A 16,809-nucleotide genomic window follows, 5' to 3' on the forward strand; every position below is an offset into this window, starting at 1 on the left:
CCGGAAAAGACCCCCCCCCGGTTCCCCCCCAGGGGGGGGGGGAAAAAAAACCCCCCGCCACTTCCGCCGTTTTGGTCATGAAGATGTCCTGTACCACCACAAAGTCGAGCGCCTCAAAGCCGCTGCGCACCAGGCCCAGGTCGGCCTCGGTCTGCAGCGGGTCTTCCCCCATGATGTAATAGGCTTTGACTTTACCTTCCAGGGCGAGATGCGGCACCTCGGTAATACGCGTGCCGACGCGATCGTCCATTACCGTAACGTCAATTCCCCAGGCATCGGCGAACTTCTGCCTGACAGCCGGGTCCGTCACGTCCTGATAGCCGGGGAACATATTGGGCAATACGCCCATGTCACACGCTCCCTGCACGTTATTTTGTCCGCGAACGGGACCGACGCCGACGGCAGGGCGACCAAGATTACCGGTTAACAGCGCCAGACTCGAAAGCCCTTTTACCACATCTACGGCCTGACCAAACTGTGTGACGCCCATTCCCCACATCACGGTCGCGGAAGGGGCCGCTGCGAAAGTGCGCATCGCCTGGCGGACATCGTGGGCGGGTATGCCGGTCAGATGTTCGACCTTCTCTGGCGCGTACTCTTTCACCGTCTGCCGGTAGGCCTCAAGCCCCTCCGTGAAGCGTGCGACGTAGTTTTTGTCGTACAACTCCTCTTCCAGCAGCACATAGCCAAAGGCGTTAACCAGTGCCATATTGCTGCCGTTTTTCAGTTGCAGATGTTGGTCGGCAATGCGGGCTGTTTCAATCCGACGCGGATCGCAGACGATAATTTTCGCACCGTTCTCACGGGCTTTCAGCACGCGGCGGGCGACTATTGGATGGGAATCGGCGCAGTTGTATCCGAAAACCAGCAGGCATTTTGAGTGTTCAATGTCGTTAATGGAATTACTCATCGCGCCGTTGCCCAGCGTTTCCTGCAAACCCGCCACGGAAGGCCCGTGGCAGACGCGTGCGCAGCAGTCCACGTTGTTGGTATGGAGTACCGCACGGGCGAATTTCTGCATCACATAGTTGGTTTCATTGCCCGTCCCCCGGGAAGAGCCGGTGGTCATGATGGACCGCGGGCCGAACTGCGCTTTAATGTTTTTAAGCTTGTTGGCGGTATAACGAATGGCCTCGTCCCAGGTGACCGGGGTAAAGGGTTCGCCTTTGTGGTAGCGGATCATCGGTTGCGTCAGGCGAGGGGTGAGCAAGCGGGTATCGTTAAGGAAGTCCCAGCCGTAAAAGCCTTTCAGGCACAAGGTGCCCTGATTGGTTACGCCGTCTGCGGCTTCGGCACGGATAATACGGTTATTTTCAACAACGAGGTTTAATTTACAGCCTGCACCACAGTAAGGGCAGACGCTGGCGATTTTTTTCATCAATAACAGACCTGTTAAGAAATGAAGCAAGATGACCGGAGAGCCCGATCCCGTAAAGAGGAGTAAGCAGGAAGTGTGCCATCTTTACGATGCGTGTTTCACAGGGTGTTATGAGGGGGGGAGGGGTGTCATCGTCAGGCTGGTCGACAGTTATGACGATGACACGTTAGCTAATTTTAAAGGTCGTCCATTGTGTAACCCACAACAATTTCCAGCGTTTTACGAATGACGTCGGCCTGAACCACGTCATCCGTCGCTTCCAGCGTCTGGATCAGCCAGAGAATGATCGCTTTGTTGGTAAGGTGACCTTCCGTGGCCAGGACACAACGTACTGCAGTAGAAAAAATCGCGGATTCTTCAGCAAAACGATCGCCAGCGTGGCGGAAATACTCCGACAAAGCGCTGTCCAGAAAAGCCGAATGGTATTCGGGTTGTGGCTGAATATTCTGTCTCATTTGTTCTCACCGTAGCTGTTAAATTGCAGTCAATGTATTTTCCTGGGATTGGACGGTTTTCCATCACCAAATAACGGCACTACATTGTCTCTGTTATCCTTGAGAGATCCCTCTCTGATTGGTCGTCCTTGCGCGGTTCTGCGACGTATAAAGGCGCTGTTTTTTGAGCCGATGTCGGCTATCACCCTCGCCAGTGTCTCCCGCCGCCGGGGATCCTTTTCATGTATTTGCATTTTACGCAGACGCTGTACCAGAGAATCGGTCGTCAGTGGCCCCCGTTCTTTCAGGAGGGAAAGCACGGCTTCACCGATAAGCTGGTCTGTGAGTCTTTCAGCGTCACTGCGATTCATAACGTTACCGTTCGAAGAGCAAACCAAGCAGCATGTGGTAATGCTGTTCCTCTTCCGGCCCTTCGGCCTTTTCGAGGCGACTTAAAAGTTTGGTGCAGAGCGACTTGCGGTTGAGGTTTCGCCCGTCGCTAAGAATTTCAACCACAACTTCACCCAGCGTTTCCTGTTGCGTTGGAAGCGCGGCTTTTTCGAAGTACTGCGCAATAGCGGCGGCAGAATCTGCGACGTAACCGTTCTGTTGCATGTTTCGCTCCTGTAAAATTTAGTAATCACTAACGTTACATTTAAGGTATACATAAATCCCAAATCTGTACATTAAAAATGTACAGATTTTTAAATATTTTATGATATATTTTATAAACTTTTTACATTTCAGTGGGTTATTCATGGAGTTTGTAACGGTATCGTAACAGAATATATTGTACAACTTGAAGAGTCGTGGTTAAGTTGTACAACATCGAAAACTCGGGTCATAAACGTCCTAAATCATTGAGACGTAAATTATTTGCCTGACAATTAATATGCTATAACAGAACTCTATCCACGCGTTTTCGTGGCCAAACCCCTAACCCCTCCAGGAAAAGCATGCTGACAACCATCATATACCGCAGCCATATCTGCGATGACGTTCCGGTGAAAGCGCTGGAAACCATGGTCGCTGCTGCAGATAGTAAAAACCGACAATCCGACGTCACGGGGATCCTGTTGTTTAACGGCACGCACTTTTTTCAGTTGCTCGAAGGGCCAGTCGAAAACGTGACCGCCATTTATGAGCAGATCTGCCGCGATCCGCGTCACCACAATGTGGTGGAACTGATGCGCGATCACGGACCTTCCCGGCGTTTTGGCAATGTTGGGATGGAGCTCTTTGATTTGCGTCACTTCGACCGGGAAGATGTTCTTCAGCAGGTGCTTAATAAGGGCACGACCCGCTATCAGCTGACCTATAACGATCGTCCGTTGCAATTCTTCCGCACGTTTGTTGAGGCAACCGAGAAGGCCAACTATTTTGAATTGCCGCCCGCCGATGCCTGGGATTTTATCCCCGAGGAGACGCCGTTATCCGCACAACCGCCGGTGGTAGCAAAAGGGGCGGACTGCAGCTTTGCATTTCAGCCGATTGTGGATCCCTTTATGCAGGAGGTGGTCTCCTGGGAAGCACTGCTGCGCACGCCATCCGGCGACTCGCCACGGGCCTATTTTGCGGCGCTTCCGCGCGAAGAGGTCTACGCAGCAGATTTGCACAGCAAACAGGTTGCGCTCTCCATGGCCAGTGCGCTGGGGTTACAGAATCAGACGCTGTCGATTAACCTGTTGCCCATGACGCTGGTCAATGTCCCGCATGCCGTCGATTTCCTGCTCTCCGCTATCGACGCGAACGGCTTTGTGCCGGAGCAAATTGTGGTGGAATTCACCGAAAGTGAAGCCATCTCGCGCTTCGATGAGTTTACCCATTCGGTCCGGCAGTTAAAAAGTGCCGGTATCAGCGTGACGATCGATCACTTCGGGGCCGGTTTTGCCGGGCTGCAGTTGCTGGCCCAGTTCCAGCCGGACAGAATTAAGATTAATCGCGATCTGGTGCTGGATGTGCATAAAAGCGGTCCGCGTCAGGCCATCATTCAGGCGATTATCAAGTGCTGTTCCTCGCTGGAAATTCAGTTCTGCGCCGTTGGCGTAGAGAAGGCTGAGGAGTGGATGTGGCTGGAATCTGCGGGAATTTCCCAGTTCCAGGGACACCTGTTTGCCAGCCCCCGACATGGCGGCGTTCCGGCAATTTCGTGGCCCGAGAAAAAGTCTGGATTGTGATAAAGCTGTACAACCTTTGGCAGAGTTAACTGTACGTAAGGCGGAATTTAGACAACAATAGAGTTAACGGCGTGGATGGTGTCCTCACCATTCACCTGTTTCAAACTGAGGTCTTAGTTATACAAATAGCTTGTACAATCTGATAAGGTTGCTGTGGTTGGGTATGGAAGTATTGAGCGTGAGGGAGTTAATGGCCTATTACAGTATCGGCGAAGTCGCCGAACGATGCGGTATCAACCCCGTTACGCTGCGTGCCTGGCAGCGCCGTTATGGTTTGTTGAAGCCGCAGCGCAGTGAAGGGGGTCATCGTCAGTTCGACGACGAGGATATCCTGCGTATTGAAGAGATCAAACGTCTGATGAAATCAGGCGTTTCGGTGGGGAAAGTAAAAGCCTTGCTGGAAAACAAGGAAGTGATGACCCAGGGTAACTGGGCCGCTTTCCAGGAAGAGATGATGACCGTTTTGCGCTATGCCAGCCCGGCAAAACTGCGCGCAAAAATTGGCGAGTTTCGCCGCGATCACGCCATGGATGCGCTGATCGACAACATTATTACCCCCGTAAGGCAGCGCATGAATCAGGATCAAAATACGGTGCGCCACATGGCGAGCCTGTTTGATGGTGTGCTGATCGAATTCGCCGTGGCAAGCCTGGCAGAATCGCGTAAAAAAGCTGGTAAAGATGCGTTGCTCATCGGTTGGGAGTGCGACGACCGCACTCATCTGTGGCTTGAAGCCGCGCGCTTAGCCAATAAGGGCTGGCATATCGACGTGCTGGCAGAGCCGATTGATTCACCGCGTCCCGAACTCTTCCCCGGGCAGAAACTCTTTGTATGGACGGGAAAATCGCCCACGCCCCGTCAGCAGGAACAGCTCGATCACTGGCGTGAACAGGGTTTTTCCGTCGCCTTTCATCATTAATCATCAGAGGCCTTGAGGGCCTTTTTTTCTTTCTGTCCTGTCCTGCGCAAAAGCTATCTCAAAAATAGGCATTTCCGATGCATATTTTGCTTTTCCTTTTAATCAGACGAACGACGCAGCGAAATGCATTATTAATCAATGCATTGAACAATTAAATCCATCCCGCCAGCATCCTCTCACAGGGTCTATGCTTAATAAAACCAGGCAAAAAGGGCGATTAAGCCTAATGCCCCTGCTGTCAGAGGGTTGAAGTGATAATCGTTATCACTAACATGGTGTTATGCCCTGATGGCTTATCAGATGAGGTGGACCTATGGAACTGCATTCAGAAACCTTTAACCCTGCCGATTTCGCCTGGCGCGGTTTAACGCTCACGCCAGCGGCGGCGGCACATATTCATGAGCTGGTGGCGAAAAAGCCAGAGATCCTCGGCGTGCGTTTAGGGGTTAAGCAGACCGGCTGCGCGGGGTTTGGTTATGTGCTCGACACCGTCACCGAACCCGAAAAAGATGATCTGGTGTTTGAAACGGATGGCGCAAAACTGTATGTCGCGCTTCAGGCGATGCCGTTTATCGACGGCACTGAAGTGGACTACGTGCGTGAAGGTTTAAACCAGTTATTCAAATTTCATAACCCGAAAGCCCAGAACGAATGTGGCTGCGGCGAAAGCTTTGGGGTATAGGCGGTACTATGTCTCGTAATACTGAAGCAACGAGTGAAGTAAATACCTGGAGCGGCGGACACCTCAACTATAAAGAGGGGTTCTTCACCCAGCTGCAAACTGATGAACTGGCGAAGGGCATCAATGAAGATGTCGTGCGCGCAATTTCAGCCAAACGTAACGAGCCGGAGTGGATGCTCGAATTCCGCCTGAGCGCTTACCGGGCCTGGCTGGAGATGGAAGAGCCGCACTGGCTGAAAGCCCACTACGATAAGTTAAATTATCAGGATTACAGCTACTACTCTGCACCTTCCTGCGGCAGCTGTGACGACACCTGCGCCTCGCAGCCCGGCGCGGTACAGCAAACTGGCGCGGATAATAGCTTCCTGAGTAAAGAGGTGGAAGAGGCGTTTAACCAGCTTGGCGTGCCGGTTCGCGAGGGGAAAGAGGTGGCGGTGGACGCCATTTTTGACTCTGTCTCGGTGGCAACCACCTACCGTGAGAAGCTGGCAGAACAGGGGATCATTTTCTGCTCTTTCGGCGAAGCGATCCACGATCACCCGGAACTGGTGAAAAAGTACATTGGCACCGTGGTGCCGTCTAACGACAACTTCTTCGCGGCGCTCAACGCAGCGGTCGCCTCAGACGGCACCTTCATCTACGTGCCGAAAGGGGTACGTTGTCCAATGGAGCTGTCGACCTATTTCCGCATCAATGCGGAAAAGACCGGCCAGTTCGAGCGCACCATTCTGGTGGCGGACGAAGGCAGCTACGTCAGCTACATCGAAGGGTGTTCCGCGCCGGTGCGCGACAGCTACCAGCTCCACGCCGCGGTGGTTGAAGTCATCATCCATAAAGACGCCGAAGTGAAATACTCCACGGTGCAGAACTGGTTCCCGGGCGACGGTAATACCGGCGGTATCCTCAACTTCGTCACCAAGCGTGCGCTGTGCGAAGGCGAAAACAGCAAGATGTCCTGGACCCAGTCTGAAACCGGCTCGGCCATTACCTGGAAGTATCCGAGCTGTATTTTGCGCGGGGATAACTCCATCGGCGAGTTTTATTCCGTTGCGCTGACCAGCGGCCATCAGCAGGCGGATACCGGCACCAAGATGATCCACATTGGTAAAAACACCAAATCGACCATCATCTCAAAAGGTATTTCCGCCGGACACAGCCAGAACAGCTATCGCGGGCTGGTGAAAATTATGCCTACGGCCACCAACGCGCGAAACTTTACCCAGTGTGACTCCATGCTGATTGGCGCAGACTGCGGCGCGCATACCTTCCCGTACGTGGAGTGTCGCAACAACAGCGCCCAGCTTGAGCATGAGGCGACAACGTCGCGTATCGGGGAAGATCAGCTCTTCTACTGCCTGCAGCGCGGGATCAGTGAAGAAGATGCCATCTCGATGATTGTCAACGGCTTCTGTAAGGACGTGTTCTCTGAACTGCCGCTGGAATTTGCCGTTGAAGCCCAGAAACTCCTCGCCATTAGTCTTGAACACAGCGTCGGTTAAGGAAAGCACATGTTAAGTATTAAAGATTTACAGGTTAGCGTGGAAGACAAAGCCATCCTGCGTGGCCTCAATTTTGACGTCAAGCCGGGTGAAGTCCACGCCATTATGGGGCCGAATGGCTCCGGGAAAAGTACGCTTTCAGCGACGCTGGCGGGACGCGAAGATTACGAAGTGACCAACGGCTCGGTGGAGTTTAACGGCAAAGATTTGCTGGAGATGTCGCCGGAAGAGCGTGCGGGGGAGGGCATCTTTATGGCTTTCCAGTATCCGGTCGAAATTCCGGGCGTCAGTAATCAGTTCTTCCTGCAAACGGCGCTCAACGCGGTACGCAAATACCGTGGCCTGGAGGCGCTGGATCGTTTTGATTTTCAGGACCTGATGGAAGAGAAGATCAAGCTGCTGAAAATGCCGGAAGATCTGCTGACCCGCTCGGTAAACGTCGGTTTCTCCGGCGGCGAGAAGAAGCGCAACGACATTCTGCAGATGGCGGTGCTTGAACCTGAACTGTGCATTCTGGATGAGACCGATTCCGGTCTGGATATCGATGCACTCAAGATTGTCGCCGACGGGGTGAATTCTCTGCGCGACGGCAAACGGTCATTCATTATCGTCACCCACTATCAGCGTATTCTTGACTACATCAAACCGGATTACGTCCACGTGCTTTACCAGGGGCGCATTGTGAAATCCGGTGATTTCACGCTGGTCAAACAACTGGAGGAGCAGGGTTATGGCTGGCTTACCGAACAGCAGTAATGCGCTCCAGCAGTGGCACCGCCTGTTTGAAGCGCAGGGCGGAAGGCGTTCTGAGCAGGCACAACAGCACCTGCAACAGATGCTGCGCCTCGGTTTACCCACGCGTAAACATGAGAACTGGAAGTACACGCCGCTTGAGGGCCTGCTGAACGCTGAATTTGTCTCGCAACGGGCGGATATCACACCGACGCAGCGCGATGCACTGGCGCTGAATGTGGATGCCCTGCGCCTGGTGTTTGTCGACGGCCAGTTCCGTCCTGATCTGAGCGACAGCACCGACGAGAGCGGTTATACGATCGCCATTAATGATGAGCGCCAGAGCCTGACGGCACCCGTGCAGCCGGAGGTCTTTTTGCACCTTACCGAGAGCCTGGCGCAGAGTGTGACGCAGATTCACGTGAAGCGAAACCAGCGCCCGGCGAAACCGCTGCTGCTGATGCACATCACCCAGGGCCTGGACGGCGATGAAATCAATACCGCGCACTATCGCCACCATCTGGAGCTGGCGGAGGGGGCGGAAGCCACGATTATTGAACATTACGTCAGCCTCAACGATACCAGCCACTTTACCGGGGCGCGCCTGACGATGAATGTCGCCGCCAACGCTCAGCTGCACCATATCAAGCTGGCATTCGAGAACCCGCAGAGTCACCACTTTGCGCATAACGATATCCTGCTTGGACAAGATGCAGCGGCATACAGCCACAGCTTCCTGCTGGGGGGCGCGGTATTGCGTCACAATACCAGTACGCAGCTTAACGGCGAGAACACCACCCTGCGCATCAACAGCCTGGCGATGCCGGTCAAATCGGAAGTGTGTGATACGCGGACCTGGCTTGAGCACAACAAAGGCTACTGTAACAGCCGCCAGTTGCACAAAACCATTGTCAGCGACAAAGGCCGTGCGGTGTTTAACGGTCTGATCAATGTGGCGCAACACGCCATTAAGACCGACGGGCAGATGACCAACAACAACCTGCTGCTGGGGCGCCTGGCAGAAGTGGACACCAAGCCGCAGCTGGAGATCTATGCCGACGACGTCAAATGCAGCCACGGCGCCACGGTCGGGCGCATTGACGATGAACAGATGTTCTATTTGCGTTCGCGCGGTATTGACCAGCAGGCGGCGCAGAAAATGATTATCTACGCCTTTGCCGCAGAGCTGACGGAGGCGCTGGACGATGGCCTGTTAAAACAGCAGGTGCTGGCCCGTATTGGTCAGCGTCTGCCTGGAGGCGCAGCATGAGTTTTCCCGTAGAGAAAGTACGGGCCGATTTCCCGGTTCTGACCCGTGAAGTGAATGGACTGCCGCTGGCCTATCTCGACAGCGCTGCCAGCGCGCAAAAACCGAATCAGGTGGTGGATGCAGAAGCCGAATTCTACCGCCACGGTTACGCCGCCGTGCATCGCGGTATTCATACGCTGAGCGCAGAGGCGACCCAGCGTATGGAGAACGTCCGCACCCAGGTGGCCGCTTTTCTGAATGCGCGCTCGCCGGAAGAGCTGGTGTTTGTGCGCGGCACGACGGAAGGGATCAACCTGGTTGCCAACAGTTGGGGCAATGCGCAGGTGCACGCGGGCGATAACATCATCATCACCGAGATGGAACACCACGCCAATATAGTGCCGTGGCAGATGCTCTGTGAGCGTGTGGGTGCTGCGCTACGGGTCATCCCGTTGCATCAGGACGGCACGCTTCAGCTTGAGCACCTTGATGCCCTGCTGGACGACCGCACGCGGCTGGTGGCGATAACCCAGGTCTCTAACGTGCTGGGCACCGAAAACCCGGTAGCAGAGATCGTCGAAAAAGCCCACCGGGCGGGCGCGAAGGTCCTGATTGATGGCGCTCAGGCGGTGATGCATCACGCGGTGGATGTTCAGGCGCTGGACTGCGATTTTTACGTCTTCTCCGGGCATAAGCTTTATGGCCCAACCGGGATCGGCGTGTTGTATGTGAAAGACGATATTTTGCAGGCCATGCCGCCGTGGGAAGGGGGCGGCTCGATGATCGCCACCGTCAGCCTGTCGGAAGGGACCACCTACGCGCGCGCGCCGTGGCGTTTTGAGGCTGGTACGCCCAATACCGGCGGGATTATCGGGCTTGGGGCTGCTCTCTCTTATGTCTCCTCCATTGGCCTTGAGGCCATCCAGGAGTATGAGCAGATGCTGATGCACTACGCGCTGCAGGAGCTTGCCAGCGTGCCCGAGTTGACCCTGTATGGCCCGGCCAACCGGCAGGGCGTGATTGCGTTCAATCTGGGAAAACACCATGCCTATGATGTGGGCAGTTTCCTCGATAACTATGGCGTGGCCGTGCGTACGGGGCACCACTGTGCCATGCCGCTGATGGCATTTTATCAGGTCCCGGCAATGTGCCGCGCGTCGCTGGTGATGTACAACACAACGGAAGAGGTCGACAGGCTGGTGGCGGGGCTAAAACGCATTCACCAGTTGCTGGGCTAACGGAGAAGCGAACAATGGCAGAGTTGCCGGACAAAGATAAATTACTGCGTAACTTCGGACGTTGCGCAAACTGGGAAGAAAAGTATCTCTATATTATTGAGCTGGGGCAGCGTTTGCCGCCGCTCAGTGAAGCGGCGCATAACCCGGATAATATTATTCAGGGCTGCCAGAGCCAGGTGTGGATTGTGATGGAGCAAAAGGGCGACGGTACGATTGAATTGCACGGCGACAGCGATGCCGCGATTGTGAAAGGGCTTATCGCCGTGGTCTTTATTCTCTACCACCAGATGTCCGCGCAGGATATTGTCGCCTTTGATGTGCGCCCGTGGTTTGAAAAAATGGCCCTGACCCAACACCTCACCCCGTCCCGCTCCCAGGGGCTGGAAGCGATGATTCGCGCCATCCGCGCCAAAGCTGCAATCATTAGCTAGACTTACAGGACAGCATTCATTCTGTTTCGCGAGGTGGTTCCCGCCTCGCTGGTTTTTCAGCTTTCTGGCGTTCTGTCAGTGAATAAGGAATCTCAGCATGAAGCGCGCGTCTCTAATAACACTCTTACTCCTTGGTTCGCTCGGCGCTCTTAATTCGGCCAGTGCGATGGATTATCCGTTACCGCCCGCAGGCAGCCGTCTGATTGGGCAGAATCAAACCTACACAATACAGGAAGGGGATACCAAACTTCAGACCATCGCACGTCGGTTTAATACTGCGGCACAGCTCATCCTTGAAACCAATAATACCATTGCGCCGGTAAACCCTGCGCCGGGAACGGTGATTACCATTCCATCCCAGATGCTGCTTCCGGATACGCCACGCGAAGGTATTGTGGTGAACCTGGCCGAGTTACGGCTCTACTACTATCCGCCGGGGGGAAATATTGTTCAGGTTTTCCCGCTGGGGATTGGACAGCTGGGGCTGGAGACGCCGGTCACGACGACCCGCGTGAGTCAGAAGATCCCTAATCCAACCTGGACCCCGACGCCGGGCATCAGAGCACGCTCTCTGGAACAGGGCATTAAATTGCCACCGGTCGTACCCGCCGGGCCAAATAACCCGCTGGGACGCTTTGCACTGCGTTTAGGCGTGGGCAATGGGGAATATCTCATCCACGGTACCAGTGCGCCGGACAGCGTTGGTCTGCGGGTCAGTTCGGGCTGTATGCGCATGAACGCCCCAGACATTAAAGCCCTGTTCGAACAGGTGCGGGTCGGCACACGGGTGCAGATTATTAATGAGCCGGTGAAGTTCTCCGTCGAGCCGGATGGCAAACGCTATATTGAAGTACATCGTCCGCTGGCGCAGGTGGAGGGAGAAAACCCGCAGATTACACCTATTACCCATTCCGCTGACTTTGCCTCGTTTGTTTCTCAGGCGGGAAGTGATAAAGCGCTTATTGATAAAGCCTTGTCGCGCCGGGCGGGGATCCCGGTCGCCGTATCGGCGGCTAACGGCCCATCAGCCAGCAACAACGTGCAGTCCGTACAGAACAGCCGTGTCTCTGCTGCGGTAACGGAAGAGGATGGCGAGAAGGTGACGCAGTAGGACGTTTGACGCAGGCAAAAAAAATGGCGCACAATGTGCGCCATTTTATTAACAGGTACTATTACTTACGGTATTTAGTAGCCTGGTTGTCCAGACGCTGGTTAGCGCGAGCTGCGTCGTCTTTAGCAGCCTGAACGTCGGAACGCATTGCGTTCACGTCGTTGCTCAGCTGGTCAACTTTAGCGTTCAGAGTCTGAACGTCAGAAGACAGCTGATCGATTTTAGCGTTGCTGGAGCAACCTGCCAGCAGAGTAGAACCCAGGATTACCGCGCCCAGTACCAGTTTAGTACGATTCATTATTAATACCCTCTAGATTGAGTTAATCTCCATGTAGCGTTACAAGTATTACACAAACTTTTTTGGGTTGAGAATATTTTTTTGATGGGAATACGCCTATTTTTGATCGTTCGCTCAAAGAAGCAACGAATTCGGCATTTTTGTCGAAAAAGCTATGTTAAAAAAGGCATTTTTCATCGGATTCATCTTACATAAATCGCGATTAAATAGAAAAACCCGATTTGCTTTTTGAATAGAGTTGGCTAATACCACGAATAAAAAAAGCGCCCCGAAGGACGCTTTTTATCAAAAACTAATTCGTTTGAACATTATTACAGCACGTGAACAGATGCGGTATTGGTTGTACCACTCGGTACCAGTGCACCCGATACCATTACCACCACGTCGCCTTTCTGTGCCAGGCCGCTTTCCAGCGCCAGTTCTTTACCCTGAATATAGAAATCGTCGGTAGAGGCGATCTCTTTTACCAGGTGCGCAACAACACCTTTGCTCAGCACCAGCTGACGCGCAGTGGTTTCATTGGTGGTCAGCGCCAGGATGGTAGCATCCGGGAAGTATTTACGTACGGCACGCGCAGATTTACCGCCCTGGGTTGCAACCACGATCAGTGGCGCTTCCAGCTTCTCAGCCGTTTCTACCGCACCGCGGCAAACCGCTTCAGTGATGCGCAGTTTGCGGCTGTCGTTGTTGAAGTCCAGACGGCTGGTCATCACGCGGTCAGTACGCTCGCAGATGGTGGCCATAATGGACACCGCTTCCAGCGGATATTTACCTTTCGCAGATTCGCCAGACAGCATGACGGCATCAGTACCGTCGAGGATGGCGTTCGCCACGTCGCCTGCTTCTGCGCGGGTTGGACGTGGGTTTTTGATCATGGAATCCAGCATCTGGGTGGCAGTGATAACCACTTTACGTGCGCGGACACATTTCTCGATCATCATCTTCTGCGCGAAGATCACTTCTTCAACCGGGATTTCAACACCCAGGTCGCCACGCGCAACCATGATACCGTCAGACGCTTCGAGGATTTCGTCGAAGTTGTTCAGGCCTTCCTGGTTTTCGATTTTGGAGATGATCTGGATCTTCTCGCCGCCGTGCGCTTTCAGGTGCTCACGGATTTCAACCACGTCGGAACGTTTACGGATGAAGGAGGCAGCAACGAAATCAACGCCTTGCTCGCAGCCGAAGATCAGGTCTTGTTTGTCTTTTTCAGCCAGTGCTGGCAGCGCGATAGAAACGCCTGGCAGGTTAACGCCTTTGTTTTCGCCCAGGTCGCCGTTGTTCAGCACTTTACAGATGACTTTGTTGCCTTCGATGGCGGTGACTTCCATTCCGATCAGACCATCGTCTACCAGCACGGTGTTACCCACAGACAGATCGCTGGTGAAGCCTTCATAGGTTACCGCAACGATTTCGCTGTTACCGACCACAGACTTGTCAGTGGTGAAGGTGAAGGTCTGGCCCGCTTTCAGGGAGACGTCGTTACCGCCTTCCAGTTTGATGGTGCGGATTTCAGGACCTTTGGTATCCAGCAGGATGGCGGCTTTTTTACCGGTCTTGCTCATGACGTTGCGCAAGTTCTGGATACGCTGACCATGTTCAGCGTAGTCACCGTGAGAGAAGTTCAGACGCATAACGTTCATGCCGGCGTCCAGCATTTTGGTCAGCATCTCTTCAGATTCGGTTTTCGGGCCGATGGTACAAACAATTTTCGTCTTTTTCATGACAGTCTTAGTCTTTAAGTTGGGAAGGATATGGAAATCTCGCTCCGGGGGCGCACCGCCGCGGAGTCAAACCTGTGTTGCAAAAGAGTATATGACACGCACTAAGGATAGGAGACATCAAATGAGCGTGCAGAAGAAAGTGTGCCTGAGTGACAGCCCAACGAAGGAGAGGAGAAGTTGTACGTTGTTTTTTGTATTCCAAGCGCTGAAACCATTCACCAGGGATTTGGCGCGCATTATACGCTGATTTTAAGATAAAAGGAAAATGGAAACGGTGTTTCAGAAATAATCTGTGCAGTTTCACATAATATTGTTATCAATGCGTTAAGGCATAATGACATCTTATGGCGGCAGGCGAGGGGCCTGCCGCCTTTTGCTTATTTTTCCAGCGCCTGACTCAGATCGGCAATCAGATCGTCTGCCTCTTCGATCCCCACGGACAGGCGGATTAGCTGCGGCACAATGCCGTTAGCCAGACGCTGCTCGCGCGGAATTGAGGCGTGGGTCATGCTGTAGGGCTGACTCACCAGGCTTTCCACACCGCCGAGACTTTCTGCGAGGGTGAACAGCTTCAGCTTGCGGATCACCTCCGTCGCACGTTGCGCATCGCCTTTCACCACGACGGAAATCATCCCGCCCGGCAGCGCCATTTGCCTGCGGGCGAGCTGATAGTGCGGGTGCGAATCCAGCCCCGGATAGAACACCTTTTCGACCTGCGGCTGCTGCGCAAGCCATTGCGCAATCGCCAGCGCGTTGCTGCTGTGCTTTTCCATCCGCAGAGCCAGGGTACGCATTCCGCGCAGCGTCAGAAAACTGCTGAAGGGATCGAGCACGCCGCCGATGGCGTTTTGCAGATACCCCAACCGTTCCGCCAGCGCCGGGTTATCGCCCACCACCGCCAGCCCGGCTACCACGTCGGAATGGCCGTTCAGGTATTTGGTGGCGGAGTGCACTACGATATCAAAACCCAGCTCCAGCGGACGGTGAATGACCGGGGAGGCGAAGGTATTATCCGCCACGCTTATCACGTTATGGCGGCGGGCAATGGCCCCGATGGCTGCCAGGTCGGCCAGTTTCAGCAGCGGGTTAGTCGGCGTCTCCACCCAAATCATGCGCGTTTGGGGACCAATGGCGGCTTCCAGCGCGGCCAGATCGTCGGGCTTTACCCAGCTGACCCGCAGCCCGGTGCTGCGCTTGCGCACGTTTTCAATCAGACGGTAGGTGCCGCCATACACGTCATCAATGGCGACGATATGGCTGTCTTTATCCAGCAGCTCCAGTACGGTGGAAATGGCGGCCAGACCGGAGGCAAAAGCATAGCCGCGCGTGCCGCCTTCCAGTTCGGCGATGGCGGTTTCCAGCGCATGGCGGGTAGGATTGCCGCTTCGGGAATATTCGTAGCCGGTATGCTCCCCCGGCGACGGTTGCGCAAACGTCGAGGTGGCGTAAATGGGCGGCATGACCGCGCCGTGTTGATCGTTAACCTGGCCGCTGTGTACGCTGAGCGTGGCGAGATTTTTCATTCTTGTTTCCTTATTGCTGTAGACGGTTGCGCCAGGCGGTGAGGAGATCGCTGCGGGTGATCAGACCCAGAAAACGGTCATTGTCATTAATCACCGCCACCAGACCGCGGTCGAAGATGGCGTGCAGGGCGCTTTCCGGCGCGTGCTTATCAAGAATCTCCACCTGTTGCGTCATGGCCGCCGTGACGGGGAGGGCAAAGCGAGCCCCGTCGCCGCCAATGTGGCGCAGCAGATCCCACTCATCAATAATGCCTACCACCTTGCCGTTCTCCAGCACCGGCAGCTGCGAGATGTCATACAGGCGCATGCGTGCCAGTACGGTGGAAAGCGTGTCGTCCGGGGCGGCGGTGACGGTGGCGCCCTCGTCGTGGCGCAGTGCAATGTAGTCAGAGAGATCGCCTGCCTGCGGGCGGGACATCAGCCCCTGCTGGCGCATCCAGTCATCGTTGAACATCTTTGAGAGGTATTTGTTGCCGCTGTCGCAGGCGAAGGTCACCACGCGTTTCGGCGTGGTCTGTGCCTGGCAATACTTCAGCGCGGCTGCCAGCAGGGTTCCGCTGGAGGAGCCAGCCAGAATGCCTTCCGTTTTCAGCAGCTCGCGCGCGGTGGCGAACGCGTCGCGGTCGGTGATGCGCCAGGCGCGATTCACCCCGTCAATGTGGGCCAGTGGCGGAATAAAGTCTTCGCCAATTCCCTCAACCAGCCAGGAGCCCGCGTCGCGGTAGCGTCCGGTTTCCACCTGGTCGGCCAGAACCGATCCTGCCGGGTCTGCGAGGACAAACTCCGTGTGCGGAGAGTGTTCGGCGAACCACGCCTGCAGGCCACCCAGCGTGCCGCCTGATCCCACGCCCACCACGATGGCGTCGATCCTGCCGTTAAGCTGTTCAAACAGCTCCGGCGCGGTGGTGGTACGGTGCGCCAGCGGATTGGCTTCGTTGTTGAACTGGTCGATGTAAAACGCGCCGGGCAGTTCACTCGCCAGACGCCGGGCGTAATCCTGGTAATAGGCGGGATGGCCCTTATTGACGTCCGAACGCGTCAGTACCACCTGGGCACCCAGCGCGCGAAGGTGGAAGATTTTCTCGCGGCTCATTTTGTCCGGTACCACCAGGATCAGCGAATAGCCTTTCTGGGCGGCGATCAGGGCCAGACCCAGGCCGGTATTCCCCGCCGTGGCCTCAATAATCGTGCCGCCCGGCTGCAGCTGGCCGGTGCGCTCCGCTTCATTAATCATCGACAGCGCCACGCGGTCCTTTATAGAGCCACCCGGGTTCTGGTTCTCCAGTTTCAGAAACAGCGAGCAGAGGCCGGTGTCCAGTTTATGCAGCTGGATAACCGGTGTTTGGCCAATCAGTTCAGTGACGGAGTGGTAAATCGTCATGGGTTTTTCCTTTCAGGAGGTCATGACGGGATG

At 54.9% G+C, this 16,809-nt stretch carries 18 protein-coding genes; 9 read left to right on the top strand and 9 right to left on the bottom strand.

The genetic code is table 11. From position 1 onward, the window contains the following. The 4 genes from AK59_RS0122435 to ycgZ form a co-directional block, all read right to left on the bottom strand. On the bottom strand, positions 1-1,378 hold a 1,378-nt coding region (locus AK59_RS0122435), incomplete at its 3' end, for a molybdopterin oxidoreductase family protein (protein WP_156037815.1). A 176-nt stretch (positions 1,379-1,554) separates the two neighbouring features. Continuing rightward, positions 1,555-1,833: a biofilm development regulator YmgB/AriR family protein gene (locus tag AK59_RS0122440; RefSeq protein WP_013096961.1), complete on the bottom strand. Its 279-nt coding sequence runs from the start codon at positions 1,831-1,833 to the stop codon at positions 1,555-1,557. A gap of 29 nt (positions 1,834-1,862) precedes the next feature. After that, positions 1,863-2,183, bottom strand: coding sequence for a hypothetical protein (locus tag AK59_RS1000000125345; protein WP_029883869.1), 321 nt, complete (start codon positions 2,181-2,183; stop codon positions 1,863-1,865). Between the two features lie 4 nt (positions 2,184-2,187). Further along, positions 2,188-2,427 carry a regulatory protein YcgZ gene (gene ycgZ / locus AK59_RS0122450; RefSeq protein ID WP_013096960.1) on the bottom strand — a complete coding sequence of 80 codons (240 nt, stop codon included), beginning with the start codon at positions 2,425-2,427 and terminating at the stop codon, positions 2,188-2,190. A gap of 341 nt (positions 2,428-2,768) precedes the next feature. On the opposite strand from ycgZ, the gene AK59_RS0122455 reads away from it, so the two are divergent. The 9 genes from AK59_RS0122455 to ldtE all read left to right on the top strand — a co-directional run bounded on the left by AK59_RS0122455 (position 2,769) and on the right by ldtE (position 11,850). Beyond that, complete coding sequence (locus AK59_RS0122455) at positions 2,769-3,989, top strand: diguanylate phosphodiesterase (protein WP_029883870.1); 1,221 nt, start codon at positions 2,769-2,771, stop codon at positions 3,987-3,989. A 190-nt stretch (positions 3,990-4,179) separates the two neighbouring features. Continuing rightward, entirely contained in the window at positions 4,180-4,908 is a 729-nt protein-coding gene (locus AK59_RS0122460; RefSeq protein WP_013096958.1) for a MerR family transcriptional regulator, read from the top strand. Positions 4,909-5,221: 313 nt separating this feature from the next. Next, on the top strand, positions 5,222-5,590 hold the full coding sequence (gene sufA, locus AK59_RS0122465) for a Fe-S cluster assembly scaffold SufA (RefSeq protein WP_008500631.1): 369 nt from the start codon (positions 5,222-5,224) through the stop codon (positions 5,588-5,590). An 8-nt stretch (positions 5,591-5,598) separates the two neighbouring features. After that, on the top strand, positions 5,599-7,089 hold the full coding sequence (gene sufB / locus AK59_RS0122470; RefSeq protein WP_013096956.1) for a Fe-S cluster assembly protein SufB: 1,491 nt from the start codon (positions 5,599-5,601) through the stop codon (positions 7,087-7,089). 9 nt (positions 7,090-7,098) lie between these two features. Next, a complete protein-coding gene (gene sufC, locus AK59_RS0122475; protein WP_013096955.1) occupies positions 7,099-7,845 on the top strand; it encodes a Fe-S cluster assembly ATPase SufC in 747 nt (248 codons plus the stop codon). Beyond that, positions 7,820-9,091: a Fe-S cluster assembly protein SufD gene (gene sufD / locus AK59_RS0122480; RefSeq protein ID WP_029883871.1), complete on the top strand. Its 1,272-nt coding sequence runs from the start codon at positions 7,820-7,822 to the stop codon at positions 9,089-9,091. Before sufC ends, sufD begins: the two co-directional genes overlap by 26 nt. Then, entirely contained in the window at positions 9,088-10,308 is a 1,221-nt protein-coding gene (gene sufS / locus AK59_RS0122485) for a cysteine desulfurase SufS (protein WP_029883872.1), read from the top strand. Before sufD ends, sufS begins: the two co-directional genes overlap by 4 nt. Positions 10,309-10,322: 14 nt before the next feature. Beyond that, positions 10,323-10,739, top strand: coding sequence for a cysteine desulfuration protein SufE (gene sufE, locus AK59_RS0122490; RefSeq protein ID WP_013096952.1), 417 nt, complete (start codon positions 10,323-10,325; stop codon positions 10,737-10,739). A 97-nt stretch (positions 10,740-10,836) separates the two neighbouring features. After that, the gene (gene ldtE / locus AK59_RS0122495; protein WP_023620680.1) at positions 10,837-11,850 is read left to right on the top strand and encodes a L,D-transpeptidase LdtE; all 1,014 of its coding nucleotides are present in this window, start codon (positions 10,837-10,839) and stop codon (positions 11,848-11,850) included. A gap of 61 nt (positions 11,851-11,911) precedes the next feature. On the opposite strand, the gene lpp is transcribed toward ldtE, so the two are convergent. The 5 genes from lpp to AK59_RS0122515 all read right to left on the bottom strand — a co-directional run bounded on the left by lpp (position 11,912) and on the right by AK59_RS0122515 (position 16,776). Continuing rightward, entirely contained in the window at positions 11,912-12,148 is a 237-nt protein-coding gene (lpp, locus tag AK59_RS0122500; protein WP_001082307.1) for a murein lipoprotein Lpp, read from the bottom strand. A 311-nt stretch (positions 12,149-12,459) separates the two neighbouring features. Next, positions 12,460-13,872, bottom strand: a complete 1,413-nt coding sequence (pykF, locus tag AK59_RS0122505) for a pyruvate kinase PykF (protein WP_013096950.1) — start codon at positions 13,870-13,872, stop codon at positions 12,460-12,462. Positions 13,873-13,879: 7 nt separating this feature from the next. After that, positions 13,880-14,176: a protein YnhH gene (ynhH, locus tag AK59_RS1000000125530; RefSeq protein ID WP_418250441.1), complete on the bottom strand. Its 297-nt coding sequence runs from the start codon at positions 14,174-14,176 to the stop codon at positions 13,880-13,882. Positions 14,177-14,249: 73 nt separating this feature from the next. Then, positions 14,250-15,395, bottom strand: a complete 1,146-nt coding sequence (locus tag AK59_RS0122510; RefSeq protein WP_029883873.1) for a trans-sulfuration enzyme family protein — start codon at positions 15,393-15,395, stop codon at positions 14,250-14,252. A 10-nt stretch (positions 15,396-15,405) separates the two neighbouring features. Further along, positions 15,406-16,776 (bottom strand): pyridoxal-phosphate dependent enzyme, encoded by a 1,371-nt coding sequence (locus AK59_RS0122515; RefSeq protein WP_013096948.1) that lies wholly within the window; start codon positions 16,774-16,776, stop codon positions 15,406-15,408. Positions 16,777-16,809 lie beyond the last annotated feature (33 nt).

This window comes from Enterobacter sp. T1-1, assembly GCF_000710795.1.
Classification (GTDB): Bacteria; Pseudomonadota; Gammaproteobacteria; order Enterobacterales; family Enterobacteriaceae; genus Enterobacter; species Enterobacter cloacae.

Bases quoted from the DNA above. Each gene is read 5' to 3' on its own strand.
- AK59_RS0122510 (WP_029883873.1), bottom strand. From the start codon at position 15,395: ATGAAAAATCTCGCCACGCTCAGCGTACACAGCGGCCAGGTTAACGAT.
- AK59_RS0122515 (WP_013096948.1), bottom strand. From the start codon at position 16,776: ATGACGATTTACCACTCCGTCACTGAACTGATTGGCCAAACACCGGTT.
- ldtE (WP_023620680.1), top strand. From the start codon at position 10,837: ATGAAGCGCGCGTCTCTAATAACACTCTTACTCCTTGGTTCGCTCGGC.
- AK59_RS0122455 (WP_029883870.1), top strand. From the start codon at position 2,769: ATGCTGACAACCATCATATACCGCAGCCATATCTGCGATGACGTTCCG.
- pykF (WP_013096950.1), bottom strand. From the start codon at position 13,872: ATGAAAAAGACGAAAATTGTTTGTACCATCGGCCCGAAAACCGAATCT.
- sufD (WP_029883871.1), top strand. From the start codon at position 7,820: ATGGCTGGCTTACCGAACAGCAGTAATGCGCTCCAGCAGTGGCACCGC.
- sufC (WP_013096955.1), top strand. From the start codon at position 7,099: ATGTTAAGTATTAAAGATTTACAGGTTAGCGTGGAAGACAAAGCCATC.
- AK59_RS1000000125345 (WP_029883869.1), bottom strand. From the start codon at position 2,183: ATGAATCGCAGTGACGCTGAAAGACTCACAGACCAGCTTATCGGTGAA.
- sufA (WP_008500631.1), top strand. From the start codon at position 5,222: ATGGAACTGCATTCAGAAACCTTTAACCCTGCCGATTTCGCCTGGCGC.
- lpp (WP_001082307.1), bottom strand. From the start codon at position 12,148: ATGAATCGTACTAAACTGGTACTGGGCGCGGTAATCCTGGGTTCTACT.
- AK59_RS0122440 (WP_013096961.1), bottom strand. From the start codon at position 1,833: ATGAGACAGAATATTCAGCCACAACCCGAATACCATTCGGCTTTTCTG.
- sufE (WP_013096952.1), top strand. From the start codon at position 10,323: ATGGCAGAGTTGCCGGACAAAGATAAATTACTGCGTAACTTCGGACGT.
- AK59_RS0122460 (WP_013096958.1), top strand. From the start codon at position 4,180: ATGGCCTATTACAGTATCGGCGAAGTCGCCGAACGATGCGGTATCAAC.
- sufB (WP_013096956.1), top strand. From the start codon at position 5,599: ATGTCTCGTAATACTGAAGCAACGAGTGAAGTAAATACCTGGAGCGGC.
- sufS (WP_029883872.1), top strand. From the start codon at position 9,088: ATGAGTTTTCCCGTAGAGAAAGTACGGGCCGATTTCCCGGTTCTGACC.
- ycgZ (WP_013096960.1), bottom strand. From the start codon at position 2,427: ATGCAACAGAACGGTTACGTCGCAGATTCTGCCGCCGCTATTGCGCAG.